Genomic DNA, 15174 nt, shown 5'->3' with positions numbered 1-15174 from the left:
GGTTGATATGTGTTTAGTTAATGCCTACTAAAGACTTTAAATCGTAGTTGTGGGATGATTAAGCGGATTGTTTTTTACTTTTTTTAGGGTTGTTCTTTTCGCCTTGTTTGTAACCTTTTCTAAACCCTTTGATAAAGGCCCTGCGAAACAAAAGTGTAAAATTTGCAATCCCATATTTGTCAATAATATAACTGTCTGTTATTTCAGTGGATTTTGAGCCCATGTTTCCGTCGTCTTATTTTAAAGTTCTGTGTTAAATTGATCTTTTCACAAGAGGAAGCTTGAGTAAAGCTGAAGAATTAAACTATCCTGGCGGACAAAGTATAAGCGTGTGCGGTTGTAAGGCTGGAAATTTGGTAGTTTTCATATATCTCATTTAAGTTAGTTGAATATTAAATGAGTCTGTTAGAAGGCAGAAGCTAAATAGGTTGGGCTTCACTGCTTCTGTGCAAGGTACCGCCAGGAACCCCCTAGATTCTACTCGAGAATCCAAGTTGACCACAGAAGACTAAAGTGAAGCCCAACCGTAAATATATTTTTTGTTTCACAAAGATACAATATACCTCAGGTATGGGCAAATCACTCAAGCTCTCGCGGTCATACTGGCGGTTTTTGCGCAAGACTCTTAAATTATTTCAAACGTAATAGTTGTCTATATCATAATAAATTAGCTAAAACAAATATAATAAATTATTTCTTAATAAGACATATGTGTCCTAATATTATTTTTATTGTATTCACACCTTAGTTGTGTGATAAGAAACTATAGAGACCAGGAGTATTTAAATAAAGTTGGAAAGAGAATTGTCAATATCCGCAAAGGGAAAAATATCACTCAAGAGAAATTGGCGGAGCTGTGTGATCTTGAAGTTAGGACAATTGGTAGAATAGAAAGAGCCGAAACCAACGTTACAATAAGTATCATAAAAGCAATTGGAATAGCGTTGAAGGTTTCCGCTTCGGAAATTTTAGATTTTGATTAATTATGAGGATTTTTTTCATCCACGTACATTTTTATACCATGCTTTATGGTAACATTGGGGCAAACCTTACAGAACTTACGGGATTCCCGTAGATTAAGCGAGAGTACGATAGCTAAAGCGGCTGGTTTATCTATTGGTTCCTATCTCAATATCGAGCGCGGGCAAAGAGAGGCAAGTTCTATCGTCATTTTTAGGATTTGCCGGTTCTATGAAATTAGTCTACAGGAAATCGAACCTGTGCTGTAGTGTTACCTTACAGCCTTTTAAAGGATGTATTTTTGTGGGCTTACGAACGTACAGCGGCTCGTTATGCAGTGATTCGCCAATCTTTGGGTGCCCCTGATCCTTTCAAGTTAAACTATCAGATCAGGATGCGCGAATTAATTAGTACAATAATTATCGGGGGAATGGATTCGAAAGCGGCCTCCAAATTGATCAGAGTAAGGCCGGCCAAATTGCCTGAGGACGAGCAGGCGAGTTTTGTCGAGGCAGTTGATACGGAAATTCTGGCATTACATGAGGGTAATTTTGCAAGGTATAGGGTTGCTATCGCTAGGCTGTTTTAACTTTTATAAAAGAAACCTCCTCAAGAGAATCTGATACCGCAAATATTTTATAACCATGAGCGGCAAAAGATGCTAACAATCTCTTGTTTCTCAATTTCCCATCTTCAAAAAATCTTTCATGAAGCTCTATTAGAATCTGGTCTATTTTAACATCAGATGCAAGAATACTTTCGATTACATGGTACTCACTGCCTTCGATGTCCATTTTTAATACATCTATGTGCGTATGCCCCAATTCTTTGGTGATGTCGCCAAAGCTTTTCATAGGGACAGAGATCATATTCTTTTCGTCTACATTTTTATGAGAGATGGTGCTTCCTGATACAAAATCCTGGTTTATGGGTAAATTGAAATTTACAAAATCAGTCCTTGAGTCAATGCCATATTCTAAAAAAGAGAAATTTGAGGGTAATTTTTCTTTTTTAATCCAATCAATGGATTTGGGTGTTGGATCAAATCCAAAAACCTGACAATTGTGCATTTTTATAATTTCTCTATCGAAAGAAATGTCTTCACCGATTCCGAATGAGTATACAATAGATTTGCTGTTTAAAACATTAGGATGAACATAAAAGCCGCCGTAAGTATTCCCGTACCATTTATGGTTAATCTTAACTTCTGCCTTGATATAGGTGATTGATCCGGTTAGGATTTTAATATTTTGTTTAAGCTTTTTTAGCAGTTTCTTTATCATACGCTATTGGTTTAATGCTGTTATTTCTTTTTAACGAAATAATGGGTGCTAACTTACAATAAAAAAGTATTAAAGAAGGTCGATTTAGCTTTATACTATTGTTTTGAGCATCAAGAAGTCTCGGATGTAGATATGTTTGATACCCTGTTGTGTGTTTCCATTAAACTCATCATTGGTGACGACGATTTTAGGATAATTGTCTGGTATCGCCAACAAGTTGCCAAATTCGCGTTCTATGGTAGCTTCGTTGTCTAGTCTTAAGGCCACTTGAACATACAGCAGTTCCCCATTGCGCTCACAAACGAAGTCGATTTCCTGGGTGTTCATGGTTCCGACCTTTATTTTATATCCCAGATACAAAAGATGGTTGTAAACTACATTCTCAAGTATTTTACCTAAATCGTTGGGTTTATATCCGATAATGGCATTTCTTAGCCCTGTATTTTCGAAATAGAATTTGCTGCCACTTTCAAAGATTTTTTTGCCGATAATGTCATATCTACCGGCCTCGTGGATAATATAAGCACTGGTGAGGTAGCTATTATAAAGCTGTATTTGATGTGGCGCCAAGTTCGTTTGCTGAGATTTGAGGAAATCACTGATTCTTTTTGCTGAAAAGAGACTGCCGATACTATCTGCTAAAAACAAGACTAGTTTTTCCAGAAAAAGACTATTCCTTAGGTTATAGCGGCTAACTACATCCCTAAATATAATCGTAGAATACACACTTTTAAGGTATTCAAATGCCTGGTTGTTAAGTGGAAGATTGATTAGGTAGGGTAAACCTCCGAACTTAAAATAATGAGCAAGGCTTTGATCTGTATCCTTTAGACGGTGAAAAGAAAGAAACTCTGGATAGGAAAGGCTATAAACATTAAATTCAATGTATCTGCCGCTTAGATATGTGGCGAGCTCGCCCGAAAGCATTTTAGCATTGCTTCCGGTGATGTACAAGTCATTATTTTCGTCTAATAATAAGGATCTTAGCGCCTTTTCGAAATCAGTAATGTCTTGTATCTCATCTATAAATATATAATTATGCTGCTCAGATTTAAGCTGGGAATGTACATATTCGTGGAGATCATTCGCATTTTTGATGAAGTCAAATCGAAGGTCTTCTTTGTTGATATAGATGAGGTTAGCCCTTTCTTCGGAATCTTGAATTAGTTTCATCAACTGAAACAACAGATAGCTTTTTCCTACCCGCCTTTGTCCGGTAATTACCTTTATTAGGTTCTTTTTTATATAAGGAGAGATCTGGTCTATGTAACTTGGTCGCTCAATTAGAGAAGAAGGGATCGCTTGCTGTTTCATTTTAATTATACTTATAACTTTTGTAAAGTTAGCTATAAATTGTAAGTGTAATTTTATTTTTTGCTATTTACTTTGAAAATTGTAAGTATACTTACAATTTTTCAATTCCCCCTTGAATTGTATTTGCGAGTTTGCGGTTTTTGGCGTTTACAAAGACCGCGAGCATTTGGTTAAATATGAATAAGGCTATGGCAATGGTGGTTATCATCACCAGATTCCCATAAGCTGAAAAAGTGAAAGCAAGCAAAATAATCGCTCCATTTAATAGGGCCAAAATAAGAGTGGTTTGCAGATGTGTAAATCCCAATGTGAGCATGCGGTGATGAATGTGGTTTCGATCTCCCCGAAAAGGTGATTTACCTTTTGCCAGGCGAATGATAAATACTCTTAAGGTATCGGAAATTGGTCCAATCAGTATTGCCAATACAATTCCTAACGACGAAGACACCTGCGAAGCCGACTCAATTTTGGAAGCATCATTTAGGGAGATAAATTTTAAGGCCATTACCGCAGAAACCAAGCCGATTAACAAAGACCCCGTATCGCCCATAAATATCTTAGCTGGTGTTAGGTTAAACCTCAGAAATCCTATAATTGCACCGACAAGGGTTAAAGAAACAGCCGCTAGCTCGTAATGATGAAGGTTGATGAACAATACGGAGAATACGCTATTTACGATAATCCCGGTGGTGGCTGCTAAACCATCTATACCATCAATCAGGTTAAAGGCATTGATCACAAACGTAATGATCAGCACAGATAAAACGATACTAGGGATATAGGACAGCTCGTTTATGCCGAATAAGTTATGCAAGTTGCTGATGCGGATATTGCCGGGTACAACAAGGATCAATCCTGCTATAAATTCTATAAGAAACTTAGTGTGATGACCTACTCCTGCCAGATCATCCTTGATCCCTATAGCGAAAAGCATAATGGAAGCAGTAAGTAGATAATTGACCGGTAATTCTGTAGTGCTAACGTTCCAAAGCAATAAAGTGATGGTAAAACTGACAAAGATGGCTACGCCACCTAAACGGGGAATGCCAGGGTTGTGAATTTTTCGCAGATGTCCTAGATCATCATACAAATGTCGGTCGCGCGCAACATGGATAATCGAGGGGATAGCCAATAAAGTAATAAAAATGGAGGTGACCAGTATAAACATAAAATATTGCGCATAATGATCTTGAAAATAGGCTGTCATAATGGAATTAGTTTGATTTTGGTTGCTGGGTTTCCCTGATAAATAACACAAGAATCTAGGTTTTTGGTGGCTATGGATCCCGCACTGAGTACGGAATGGCTCCCTGCGGTGATGCCTTGGGTAACTATCGCTTTTGCGCAAATCCATACCCCATCTTCTAAAATGATGCTTCCTGTAATTAAGCCAAAAGCAGGATCTCTATAGTTGTGGCTACCAGTAAGGAGCAAAGCGCCCTGAGATAGGCAGACATGATTCCCTATCCTTACCTGAACCAGGTTGTCGATCCAGACCTCTTCGCCAATCCAAGAATGATCGCCAATTTGGAGGAGCCATGGATATTTAATATTTACACAGGGTTTAATCACCACGCCTTTGCCTACTATGGCACCGAATAAGCGTAACAGATAGACTTTTAGACGGCTTGATGGAATAAGGGATGTTTTAAAAAGAAAGGCGTTGACATAGAACCATAGGATTCGTTTAACCAGGCTTCCCCCTGGATGATACGCAGCGTTGTTGTAAAGTGAGAGGTCAGTCTGTTTCATTGGCATCTATGATTTCTTTTATTTTGACATCCACCATCAACCGAAACCAAAAACCTTGTAAGAAATGGAAAAGGAAGCCCTGGTAGCCATCGAGAATGCCCAACCTGAATAGGTAGCGATAGCTAAAATAAATGGCTGGTCTAAGGAATAATGGCATTCGCCACCATAGTTTTTTGAGCCATGCTGTCTTTTGGTCGGGACTGCCCCAAAGTAAAGGCTTTACCGTTTGGGCCCTTAGCAACTGCCGGCGTTCTACCTCTTCCCTTGCCAATAGGTCGCTATAAGTATTGTGTTTTTCTATCCAAAAGCGGATGCTGTTTTCTTTTAGGTTTTCTTCCAGCAAGTGTCCGTCTTTCCAAACTACCGTTTTACCTGGGACAATAAAGCGATGATCCATTAGCTCATTCAGATCAGAATAGCCGATACTAAGCCTGAACATTTTTAACAGATAAAAGGGATATAGTCCGCCATTTCTGATCCATTTATTTTTGAAATAGTTTTTTCGATTGAAATAGATTCCATCTATATCGAGGTGATCCTCATCTTTAAAATCCAGTAAACGTTGCTTTAGTTCATCCGATACAATCTGATCGGCGTCAAGACCAATTACCCATGGAGTTTGGATGTCGAAAGTTTTGAGCGCATAATGCCATTGGTGCGGGTGATTTAGGAAAGGATGTTGTTTTACCTGGGCGCCAAAGCGCCTGGCGATGCTTATGGTTTGATCGGTACTTCCAGAATCTAAGACATAAACTGTAGCTTTAAGACTGTAAATAGAGCTCAATAATCGGGGCAGGTGTTGTTCCTCATTATAAGTTAAAATAACGAAAGCGAAATGAGGATTAACCACGAAATTGTAGGGTTGGGTTGAGGATTTGTTGGTACATTTTTAGGTATTGTTGGATGAGTTTGTGCTCGTTAAATTCATTGACGATAATGATAGGGGCATATTCTCTGATGATCGTTAATAGGCCGGGATTGCGGTGTATGGCATGTAGACGTTCTTTAATCGAGTCGATATTGGTGTCGCAAATCCAGCCAAGATTGTTTTTTGCTACATATTTTGCCAGTCCAACGGCATTGCTGATTAAAACTGCAGTGCCTACACAGAGGCTTTCGATCACCACATTGCCAAAGTTTTCATCATAAGATGGCAGGACAAGGAGGTGGTGTTGGGCAATCAGTTCGAATTTGTCATTGCCTTTAAAACCTACCCAATGGATATGCTTATGAATTTGGTATTGCCGGCTTAGTTCCTTCAGCATTGCGATATAGCGTGCCTCGCCGGCCCCCGCAATGGTGAGCTGGTATGGGATGCTGAGGGCCGCCAGGGCGCCAAACAATAACTCGAGCCCTTTTTTCTGATCGATCCGGGAAAGAAAGAGCAGCTTAATCATTTCGTTTTCCTGGACAGCTGGAGGGATGTATGGTGGCAGATCTACGGCGTTATATATGGTAGAAATGCTTTTGGGTTTAACCAACTGTTCCATGCTTTCCTGTTCCCTTTCCGAAGTGGTGTGGAAATGGCAACGGTTAAGCAAAAATCGCCCTGCGATAGCATGGAATAGTCTTTTTATAGCAATATGCCTGTTCGCAAAAGAATAGCTACTCAAGGTGCCACGGGGGGATAAAACAACCGGGACCTTCCTGAATAGGGCAATGCAGCAGGAAAAAATAGATACAAGATTCCACCAGGCATGGATATGTACCACATCAAATTTGCGTACTTCTTTCCATAGGGTGATGAGCAGCTGTGGAGAGAGATGACTGTGGTCTTTGGTGATTCGTTTAAAGTATCGCACAGAAACGCCATCTATATTTTGTGGTCGCCCTTTAACAACATGTAATTCGGCAGCACCATTGGCTGTTGTGCTGAATACTTCCACATTGCAGCCATATTTGACCAGCTGCTCACTCAATTTTGAAACAGACATGGTTGGACCACCATAAATGTAAGCAGGTTTATAAGATGCATTAATTTGTAAAATGTTCATTATAGGTTAGTTTTAAGATATTTGTAAAGCGTAGTATGTTAAAAATCAACAGCATGCTGATGTAGCTCCAGAACACGGAGTTGATTAGAAATTCGAAGCTTTGTCCACGCCAGAATATTTGGAATAGCCCGGTGAACAATAGTGCTGTCCCCAAAGTATAACCACCAAATAGGCTTTCTGCTTTATTGGCGATCAGTTGAGCTATTGCACCGTAGAAAAATAGGCAGATGAAAATTCCAAGGCTGCCGCCAGAGAGGTAGGCATCGACGATGAATGCGGGTTTGGCGGAAGCTTTTGAACCCCGATTTATGACGCCTGCTTTGTAAACACGCTCCATAACCAGCTGTTCGGTAATTGGTTTGGACGGCCAAACTGCGCGCGGTATAACCGATAGCAATGATTGCTGAAGCAGATCGAAGCCATAGTAATCAATATATATAGGTGTGGACTGAACATATTTGCTAAACATGTCGATTTCGCTTAAGCGGTAGGTGAAAAAGGACCAATTGCTATCCGTTTCGTCCTGGTCGAGCGTGCCTTCCAATGCAAGTATGCCAGCTTGCTCTGCAGCAACATTATCCGACCAGGCCTGCTCCCGAAATATACGATTGTAGGTAGGTAGGAAGATGAAAAGCAGTAACAATAAGGGTATGAAAGTGAGGGATACTAATTTCTTATAATTGGGATATAGAAAAACACCCAGTATGAGTACACTTAAAATTATGGGTTCTTTAAATCCGGAGATCAATGCCTGATAGGCATTAAATCCATAAATGAAAAGGCAAAAAGTGGTGCTCCATATTTTTCTTTCAGGTATGGCAAAAGCGAGGGCCAGGGTAGCTGCAATAAAGCTCAATGTGTTGAGCTGGTGAGAAAACTGGGCTAAGCCAGTAAAAAATGTAAGCGAATAAGATATCGCGAGGGTAATTAGAGTCATCTTGAAAATCAGCTTACTGAGCTGAGGTCGGTCGTAGGTATACTTCGGTTCCAGAGAAGGATTCATGAAGACAAGTATCCCGCTAACAAAAGAAGCATGTGCAAGGCAATAGTATCGCTGACATTGCGCGGTAAGTTTTAACTTTTCTGGGTCTATTAAATAGGCATTGCTCAGCTCATTAAAATCAATATAGCCCAATACGTCGAGGAAGTAGAAAATAGAAGTGCAGCACATATACCCGGCAAAGATGAACTGTACCAGAAAGATGGGGCGCATTAGTTGTTCAGCTATGGATAGGTCGTTGGGTAAAGGTTTTATCCGCCCGGTTAAGGTTACATAGAAAATGAAAAAGGAGCCGGACCAAGCCAATAAATAGGATAGTATAGGATGCTCTATGCATAGCAAGGCCAATATCCAGGGAATAAATAGAATGAGATACCTTTCTATGGAGATTTGGTTATCCATGCTTTATAACTGCGCTTTCAATCGCATTGACTTGTTTTTGAAAGGTCCAATGATTGATGATTTGTTTTGAATTTGCACCCATTTGGGCTAGCTCATTTTTGCCCTGATGAACTGATTTTTCTAAATGCTGGGTTAGGCTGGTTAAAGATTGAGCTTTGAAAGTCCAGCCGTTGTATCCGTCTTTTACCAGATCAACAGCACAGCCTACCTTGTCAGATACCAGTATTGCTTTTGAGCAAGCCATTGCTTCGTTTACTGCTAGTCCCCAGGTCTCGCTACTGGAGGGCAGGCAAAATAAGTCGGCGGCCTGGTAAAATACCGGCATATGGGATTGGTTTTGAAAGCCTATGAAATGAATGTTTGCTGATAATGTGCTTTTTTGCGCCTGCTGTTTAAGATTTTCCTCTTCAACACCATTTCCCACAAGGAGTAAATGGGCTGTTGGGTTGTTCATGTTGATGAAGGCTGAGAGTAACAAATCGACATTTTTTACCGGATCGAATTTTCCTGCATATAGGATTAGAATCTCATCCTTGCCGATATTTAAGGATGATCTTAATCCTTTTACGCTTGACTCCTGCTCATCTTCGAAACGTGTATTGTCTATGGCGTGTGGAGCAAAACTGAGCTGATGATCCTTTAGTCCGTATTTTTTAAAATAAGCTTTGTTGTGGCTGCCCACATAGAATGCATGATCCACATGCTTGTAGACCCAGCTCAGGTATAGCTTTCTCAATAGTTTTTTTAAGCCTTTGGGTTCATTTAATAAAGTAGAGTCGCCCCTAAAATATATAGGGATCTTGTTTTTGAAAAAGCGTAGGCATTTCAAGTGTCCCTTAAAGGGCCAGCCATATACCAATAGGGCATCTGGTTGCCAGTTAGCTACCTGTGCGATTAAATCCCGATGCTTTACCCATTGATAGGAGTAGCCTTCAAGTAAAGGAATATCCCAGCTGATCAATTGCTGAAAGCCTGGGTCAGGTTGTTGCATTGCTGAATTGCCTCGGGTGTAATAAACGCTAATCTCTAATTGTTCGCTTCCTCCGAGTAATTTAAACACCGGTGCATAATATTGTATGGGGTGTGTAGTAATGATGGCTAGTTTTTTCACCGTTGATGGATCGCTTTGTTAAACAATTCGGTTTGTCGTAAAGCAATATGGGCCGCGCTATATTTTTTAATGTGTGGTGTAAGTTGAAGTGGTGCCAATGACCTATTTGCCCAGTCGGTTAAAACGGCCGACAGTCTGTTGCCGATGTCTTGATCAGAAAAATTAATTAATGTGGCATTGGTTGTGCATCCATTGATTACATCAATGGCGCTGGAGTTTTGATTAAATATGGCCAGCAATGGTTTTTTGCTGAGCAGATAGGGATATATTTTCGAGGCGGTATATTGTGGGTCGTCTGAACCTGGAATAAATAAGGCATCTGCTTGTTGAAGGCTAAGTAAGGTATGGTAAAAACTGATTCTGTCGGTAATTTCTGTCACATGGTCCTGGACCTGGTATTTCTTAGCAATGGGCAATATGGTTGGTAAGCCTTGACCAGAGGGTGCATAGCTGGTTCCAATAAAGTAAAAATGCAATTGCTTAAACAAGCCAGGTTCTTCCTGTAATCCTTTTTGTAAAGCTTCAAATAATAGACTTAGGGCTGTTTGCATGTCTGCTCCGCCACGTCCTACATATACAACATTAACTTTTCCGGGGTTCAGCAGTTCTTTAAATAGCTGCGTGTTGGATTTTGCAATTGTAAAATCGGTTTCGAGCACCCCAAAGGTGATTACTGAAGAAGGGATGCGTGCAATGCGGGCATAACGGGTTTGTAAAACGGATAGGTAAGCAGCAGACACACTAATCAGTCCATCTACATGTTTCATGGCCAGAGGCTCCAGGTATTTATTTAAGCGATAGGAAAACCAGTACTTAGGAGGGCGCTGATTTTTAGGTTTATCCCGATAATAGTTAGAATGCCAGGGATCCTGCATGTCGATCACATAGGGGATTCCAAAGCGTTTTTTCCAATAGGCGCCTAAAATGCAGAGCGGGAATTGGGTGGTTGAAAAATAGATCAAATCGTATTGCTGTGCTTTAAGCAATTGATCCACCTTTTGTTTATAGAACCACATTGATCGTAAAGCCAGACTTCCTAAGCCGAATTTAGTGGTCCATTTCTTATTAAAAGCAGATACTTCATGAATTTTGATGTCTGCGGGGATGCTTTGTTTTAACAGCTCATCTTTCATCAGCTCAGAATGCTTCTGGTTTACGATAACAACTTCCGCATCCCAACCATGTTGTGCAAAATAGGGCAGGCTCATTCGTATGCGATGCGTATCGGCAGCGTTGGAAGGCGCAAAGTAGGGCGAAATAATGAGGACTTTAGAATTCAATATTTAAGGTTTGCTGTACAATTTTTAAGAATTTGACCTGCTCGATCTCCCAGTTCAATTTGCTGTGTGCTAGCGTCAAGGACGCTTTTCGGGCATTATCAAGTCGGCCTCTGTTTTCGGAATAATGTAAGAGTGCTTTAGAAAGCGATTGGGCATTGTTGGATTCATATAGGCTGCCAAACTCAGGATGCTTTGTTAAAAGGTCACATTGTGCAGTGGTATTGCTGGCAATTACGGCCAATCCTGCTTGTAGGTACGTGAAGATCTTATTGCTTAGTGCCAGGTCGTTGTTTATGGAAAAAGAAGGCTCAAGAGCTAGTCCTATATCAAATTGAGTAGAAAAAGTGATCAGTTCATCAGCTGAAATAGGCGGGTGAAAGTATAGCTTAAATAAGTTGGGGATGGTTAGTTTTTCAAAATATGCTTTGCTGCCACTATGTTGGAAGTTTCCTAATAAATGCAGTTCAAAACTTTCGGCAGCTAAACTATTTAGTGCTTCAATTAATGTTTCAATGCCTCGTTGAGGGCCAATTGTTTGAGAGAACCAAAAGAGTTTTATCGGCGAAATGGGATCTGTTTTAACGATTTTGACATCGGAAACTGGATTGAAAACATTGAGTAAGGTTACAATGTCCTTGGAGGGAAACATGGCTTGATAAGCTGCGGTGATTTGAGGACTACTTGCGGTTAAATAGTTTGTTTTTGGCAGGTACTTCTGTTCTATATGGGTTTTTAATTTTACATCAAAGTTGTTGGGATCATTGCTGACTTCATTTCTGTGGAAATCTTCTGCATCAAATCCGCAAGGCTTATGGTGATGTCGGGCAGCCTTTACTGCGGCTGGCAATGCACCGAGGTTGTGGGCAATATAAAGATCGGCCTGGTATTTTTTTGCGGCTATTGAAAGCATAAAGCTGCTTCTCGCAATAGCTGCTTCCGCAAAAATGGGAATACTTAGTTTTTTAGCACCTATGGTTGCTAATTTATGAATCAGTCGGCTAAGGAAATAGCTAAGCTTATTTTGTTTAGGTGCCCCGCTAATGCGTACTGCCGTCCATTTTCTAGATTTTAATAAAGCGTAATCAAATTTAGTTCCCCATTCGTTCCAGTAGGCATAGAGTACCGTTACGTTGTGCCCTGCGGAACTCAAGGCATCGGCTTCTTTTACCAGTCTAGGATTTAAGGAGGGTTGACCGCTTGTAATGAATAAGATCTGCATAAATTTTTAGGTATTGGCTAAGCATAACTTCGGATGAAAAACGTAGCTCAGCATCCATTCTCACTTCTTTTCTGTCTATTTCGGGTAGGCGATGGATAAAGTCCGCCATTTCATCTACTGTGGAGCAGCTGAATCCATTTATTCCATGTTTTACAATCTCCGGAACGGCCCCTCTTTTAAAGCCAATTACGGGTGTTCCACAAGCTAAGGCTTCTGCCATCACGATTCCGAAAGGTTCATCCCATTCGATAGGCATTAATAGTGCTGCTGAATTTCTTAGGAGTTCGTTTTTTTGATGATCATTTACAGGCCCAATATAAGTGATGGTCGCGTTTAATAATGGGTTAATCTGTTGATCAAAATAACCCTGATGGCCCGGAGAGATATTGCCTGCAATGACCAATGCTTTGCCACTTTTTAGCGCGGCTTGAATGGCTAGATGTGTGCCTTTGATGGGCTCAATACGGCCTAAAAATGCTAAGGGCGCACTTGCTGGTAGTTCATACTGCGGAATATATTTGTTCATCTCTACAGCATTGTACACGGCATAAGTAGGGGCATAGGGTTTAATTTGATCAGCTATGTAGTTGCTGCAGCCCGTAAACCATAGATTTTGTGAAAGCCGGACTGCTTTTTTGATTTGAGCCTGGGTTGGTTCGCGTTGGTAGCTCATGAGCTTAGGTATGCTTAGTGGTAACATCGGTAATAGGTGACTTAGTTTTCCGAAGCTGTGGACCAGGTCGAACTTATTGCTGAGTGTCGTTTTGTTAATGGTCCAGGTGTTTTGTAGCTGGTCAATTCTGCTATTGCCAGTGGTACTGGGGTAGCCAATTAATTTGCAATCTACTTTTGAATCGGGATGCGCAAATAGGGTGACTTCATGGCCTTGATCGCTAAGTGCTGTAACCAGTAGGTGTATAATTCGTTCGATACCGCCATAGAAAACTGGTGGAACGGGGATCAATGGGTCAGCGGTTATGGCTATTTTCAATCTTATTTTTTAATCTTTTAATGGCTTTCCAGCCAATTAATTGCTTAGCTATTTTGGTGTATCCTCCACAGGGATAACTAAGGCTTGGTTTGATCAATTGTGCTATGTTTGTTTTTGCACTGGCAATTAAATCTGCATGTTTTGGGTAAATCTCATAGATGAAGTTTTGCCAAATGTTTGAACAGGCCAACTGTGCTTTGGTATCGTTTCGGTAGCTTAAGAGCATGCTACAGGCATTCTTTATCGCACAAAAGGCGGATTCGTAGGATGCTCTCGTCTTAGCTCCAGATACGCTGCCTTTTAAGCCAGATCTATAATAAAGTGTAGCTTCGGGCTCAAATAGTACCTTTTTACTGTTTAACAATACCCTGGTGAAAAATTCAAAATCATTAATCAAGGATAGTTTCTCATCCCACAATCCCGACAAAAGCAATGTGTTTCGTGGGATTAGCCATAAAGCGCATTGCATCATTGGTTGTGCATCCGTCCAGGCTGTTATCAGCCATTCATCTGGAGACATATCCCGCCAAACGGGCTCAGGATTCAATTTAAAAGTATCCATGTTGTCGTCATAGAAACGTCCCCATTGGGCTGAAACTACACTGTCTGGATTGCTTGTTAGGCGATTAACCTGGGATATTAAAAAATTCGGAGACAATAGGTCATCAGCATCAAAGAACTTTATGTATTGGCCTTCCGATAAGTTAAAAGCTTGATTGGCGGCAGCACTCTGACCTTTGTTTTTTTGATGGAATACTTTTATTCTTTCGTCTATAAAGGCTCGAAGAATTCTATCTGTACCATCTGTGGAGCCATCATTTACGACAATTAATTCCCAGTTGGTATAAGTTTGAGCCAGTAAGGATTGTATGCTGTCTTTAATATAACTAGCGGCATTATAAACGGGCATACATATCGATACTAAGGGCTTAGTCATTTGCGTAAATGTGGTTTTAGCAGGCGTATCGTTTTTTCTCTTAACCAAACCGCTAGATAAGGATGTATCCTTGTTAAAAAATTAAAGGTTTTATTTCCATTGCTGCAATGTGGCTGACCTAACGTTTTACAAAGTGTTAGCGCTTTTTTAACGTAAGTCCAGTCTTTTACTGAAGCCAAAGTGGCAACACAGCCATATAGCTGGTCTGACAACAAACGAGGATAAATGCTGCCATGACTTATCGCTGTTTTCTCGAGAACATGGTAATTGGCTCGGGCACATTTTAATTTGTTAGCGCGCGACATGCTATTGTGATTTCTGTAATTGATGCAGGTGACCTCTGGCAGGTAATCGAACTTTAAACCTTGTTTGGCTAATTGTTGATGCAGGGCATTGTCTTCATTGTAAAGTACATTTGGATCAAGATCGAAGCCTCCTGCCTCGAGAAAGTCTTTGCGTTTGTATACCCCGAAATTTACGATTTTGGTTTTTATGGCATATTTGAGGGGGTCTTTCTGCAATGCTTTAACATTATAATTAGCAGAGCCTAGTAATTGTCCGGATGCAGCGTCGATATATTTAAAGTTAAGTAATAACACCTCGTAGCGATCGCCATGGTAAATTATCCATTGCTGAACTTTTGTGCTAAAATTGGGTAGTAAATCATCATCAGCATCGTGAAAATGTATCCAGGTGCAAGCGCTGTGCTTCGCCAAAGTGTTTTTGCCAAAAGAACATCCTTTATTGATGCTGCCGGATATTACTTTTGCCCCGTATTGTGCGGCTATTTCGGCAGTTTTATCTGTGCTGCAATCGTCATATACGAGGATTTCATCGAAAGGTATTTGCTGGGTATTGGCCGATTTTAACAATCGTGGAAGGTAGCTTTCGGCATTGTAGGCAGGAATGCAAAGTGCGAGCGTATTCATGA

16 protein-coding genes are annotated in these 15174 nt (G+C 40.5%); 3 read left to right on the top strand and 13 right to left on the bottom strand.

Translation table 11 applies throughout. The annotated features are described in order from the left end of the window. Positions 1-752: 752 nt before the first annotated feature. Genes BLS35_RS03390 through BLS35_RS03380 form a run of 3 tightly spaced genes read left to right on the top strand, consistent with a single transcriptional unit; the run spans position 753 to position 1549 of the window. Positions 753-983, top strand: coding sequence for a helix-turn-helix domain-containing protein (locus BLS35_RS03390; protein WP_090777803.1), 231 nt, complete (start codon positions 753-755; stop codon positions 981-983). Positions 984-1028: 45 nt separating this feature from the next. Beyond that, positions 1029-1229: a helix-turn-helix domain-containing protein gene (locus BLS35_RS28345; RefSeq protein WP_090777801.1), complete on the top strand. Its 201-nt coding sequence runs from the start codon at positions 1029-1031 to the stop codon at positions 1227-1229. After that, the gene (locus BLS35_RS03380) at positions 1229-1549 is read left to right on the top strand and encodes a hypothetical protein (RefSeq protein ID WP_090777799.1); all 321 of its coding nucleotides are present in this window, start codon (positions 1229-1231) and stop codon (positions 1547-1549) included. The genes BLS35_RS28345 and BLS35_RS03380 overlap by 1 nt, the downstream gene beginning before the upstream one ends. Here the strand turns inward: BLS35_RS03380 and BLS35_RS03375 are convergent. From BLS35_RS03375 to BLS35_RS03315, 13 genes are all read right to left on the bottom strand, one after another. Continuing rightward, positions 1536-2243 (bottom strand): FkbM family methyltransferase, encoded by a 708-nt coding sequence (locus tag BLS35_RS03375; protein ID WP_090777797.1) that lies wholly within the window; start codon positions 2241-2243, stop codon positions 1536-1538. The two genes, BLS35_RS03380 and BLS35_RS03375, sit on opposite strands and share 14 nt — an antisense overlap. A gap of 90 nt (positions 2244-2333) precedes the next feature. Further along, positions 2334-3557 (bottom strand): ATP-binding protein, encoded by a 1224-nt coding sequence (locus BLS35_RS03370; protein ID WP_090777795.1) that lies wholly within the window; start codon positions 3555-3557, stop codon positions 2334-2336. 91 nt (positions 3558-3648) lie between these two features. Further along, positions 3649-4764 carry an MraY family glycosyltransferase gene (locus BLS35_RS03365; protein WP_090777794.1) on the bottom strand — a complete coding sequence of 372 codons (1116 nt, stop codon included), beginning with the start codon at positions 4762-4764 and terminating at the stop codon, positions 3649-3651. After that, entirely contained in the window at positions 4761-5309 is a 549-nt protein-coding gene (locus BLS35_RS03360) for a WcaF family extracellular polysaccharide biosynthesis acetyltransferase (protein WP_090777792.1), read from the bottom strand. The genes BLS35_RS03365 and BLS35_RS03360 overlap by 4 nt, the downstream gene beginning before the upstream one ends. Further along, on the bottom strand, positions 5296-6159 hold the full coding sequence (locus tag BLS35_RS03355) for a glycosyltransferase family 2 protein (protein WP_090777790.1): 864 nt from the start codon (positions 6157-6159) through the stop codon (positions 5296-5298). The genes BLS35_RS03360 and BLS35_RS03355 overlap by 14 nt, the downstream gene beginning before the upstream one ends. Next, a complete protein-coding gene (locus tag BLS35_RS03350) occupies positions 6152-7303 on the bottom strand; it encodes an XrtY-associated glycosyltransferase XYAG1 (protein ID WP_090777788.1) in 1152 nt (383 codons plus the stop codon). The genes BLS35_RS03355 and BLS35_RS03350 overlap by 8 nt, the downstream gene beginning before the upstream one ends. Continuing rightward, complete coding sequence (locus BLS35_RS03345) at positions 7284-8705, bottom strand: exosortase Y-associated Wzy-like protein (RefSeq protein WP_090777786.1); 1422 nt, start codon at positions 8703-8705, stop codon at positions 7284-7286. The genes BLS35_RS03350 and BLS35_RS03345 overlap by 20 nt, the downstream gene beginning before the upstream one ends. After that, on the bottom strand, positions 8698-9816 hold the full coding sequence (locus tag BLS35_RS03340) for a glycosyltransferase family 4 protein (RefSeq protein WP_090777784.1): 1119 nt from the start codon (positions 9814-9816) through the stop codon (positions 8698-8700). Before BLS35_RS03340 ends, BLS35_RS03345 begins: the two co-directional genes overlap by 8 nt. Then, the gene (locus tag BLS35_RS03335; RefSeq protein WP_254778632.1) at positions 9813-11096 is read right to left on the bottom strand and encodes a glycosyltransferase; all 1284 of its coding nucleotides are present in this window, start codon (positions 11094-11096) and stop codon (positions 9813-9815) included. The genes BLS35_RS03340 and BLS35_RS03335 overlap by 4 nt, the downstream gene beginning before the upstream one ends. After that, positions 11086-12315, bottom strand: coding sequence for a glycosyltransferase (locus tag BLS35_RS03330; protein WP_090777780.1), 1230 nt, complete (start codon positions 12313-12315; stop codon positions 11086-11088). The genes BLS35_RS03335 and BLS35_RS03330 overlap by 11 nt, the downstream gene beginning before the upstream one ends. After that, positions 12269-13306 carry a glycosyltransferase family 4 protein gene (locus tag BLS35_RS03325; RefSeq protein ID WP_090777778.1) on the bottom strand — a complete coding sequence of 346 codons (1038 nt, stop codon included), beginning with the start codon at positions 13304-13306 and terminating at the stop codon, positions 12269-12271. The genes BLS35_RS03330 and BLS35_RS03325 overlap by 47 nt, the downstream gene beginning before the upstream one ends. Then, positions 13284-14243 (bottom strand): glycosyltransferase family 2 protein, encoded by a 960-nt coding sequence (locus BLS35_RS03320; RefSeq protein ID WP_090777776.1) that lies wholly within the window; start codon positions 14241-14243, stop codon positions 13284-13286. The genes BLS35_RS03325 and BLS35_RS03320 overlap by 23 nt, the downstream gene beginning before the upstream one ends. Then, a complete protein-coding gene (locus BLS35_RS03315) occupies positions 14240-15172 on the bottom strand; it encodes a glycosyltransferase family 2 protein (RefSeq protein WP_165973291.1) in 933 nt (310 codons plus the stop codon). Before BLS35_RS03315 ends, BLS35_RS03320 begins: the two co-directional genes overlap by 4 nt. Between the last annotated feature and the right edge of the window lie 2 nt (positions 15173-15174).

Origin of the sequence: Pedobacter sp. ok626, from assembly GCF_900100435.1 — a bacterium.
GTDB lineage: Bacteria > Bacteroidota > Bacteroidia > Sphingobacteriales > Sphingobacteriaceae > Pedobacter.
This window is presented reverse-complemented; position numbering and strand designations above follow the sequence as displayed.

Coding starts and splice junctions, on each gene's coding strand:
- BLS35_RS03315 (WP_165973291.1), bottom strand. CDS start 15,172: ATGAATACGCTCGCACTTTGCATTCCTGCCTACAATGCCGAAAGCTAC.
- BLS35_RS03350 (WP_090777788.1), bottom strand. CDS start 7,303: ATGAACATTTTACAAATTAATGCATCTTATAAACCTGCTTACATTTAT.
- BLS35_RS03360 (WP_090777792.1), bottom strand. CDS start 5,309: ATGAAACAGACTGACCTCTCACTTTACAACAACGCTGCGTATCATCCA.
- BLS35_RS03370 (WP_090777795.1), bottom strand. CDS start 3,557: ATGAAACAGCAAGCGATCCCTTCTTCTCTAATTGAGCGACCAAGTTAC.
- BLS35_RS28345 (WP_090777801.1), top strand. CDS start 1,029: ATGGTAACATTGGGGCAAACCTTACAGAACTTACGGGATTCCCGTAGA.
- BLS35_RS03375 (WP_090777797.1), bottom strand. CDS start 2,243: ATGATAAAGAAACTGCTAAAAAAGCTTAAACAAAATATTAAAATCCTA.
- BLS35_RS03330 (WP_090777780.1), bottom strand. CDS start 12,315: ATGCAGATCTTATTCATTACAAGCGGTCAACCCTCCTTAAATCCTAGA.
- BLS35_RS03345 (WP_090777786.1), bottom strand. CDS start 8,705: ATGGATAACCAAATCTCCATAGAAAGGTATCTCATTCTATTTATTCCC.
- BLS35_RS03320 (WP_090777776.1), bottom strand. CDS start 14,243: ATGACTAAGCCCTTAGTATCGATATGTATGCCCGTTTATAATGCCGCT.
- BLS35_RS03365 (WP_090777794.1), bottom strand. CDS start 4,764: ATGACAGCCTATTTTCAAGATCATTATGCGCAATATTTTATGTTTATA.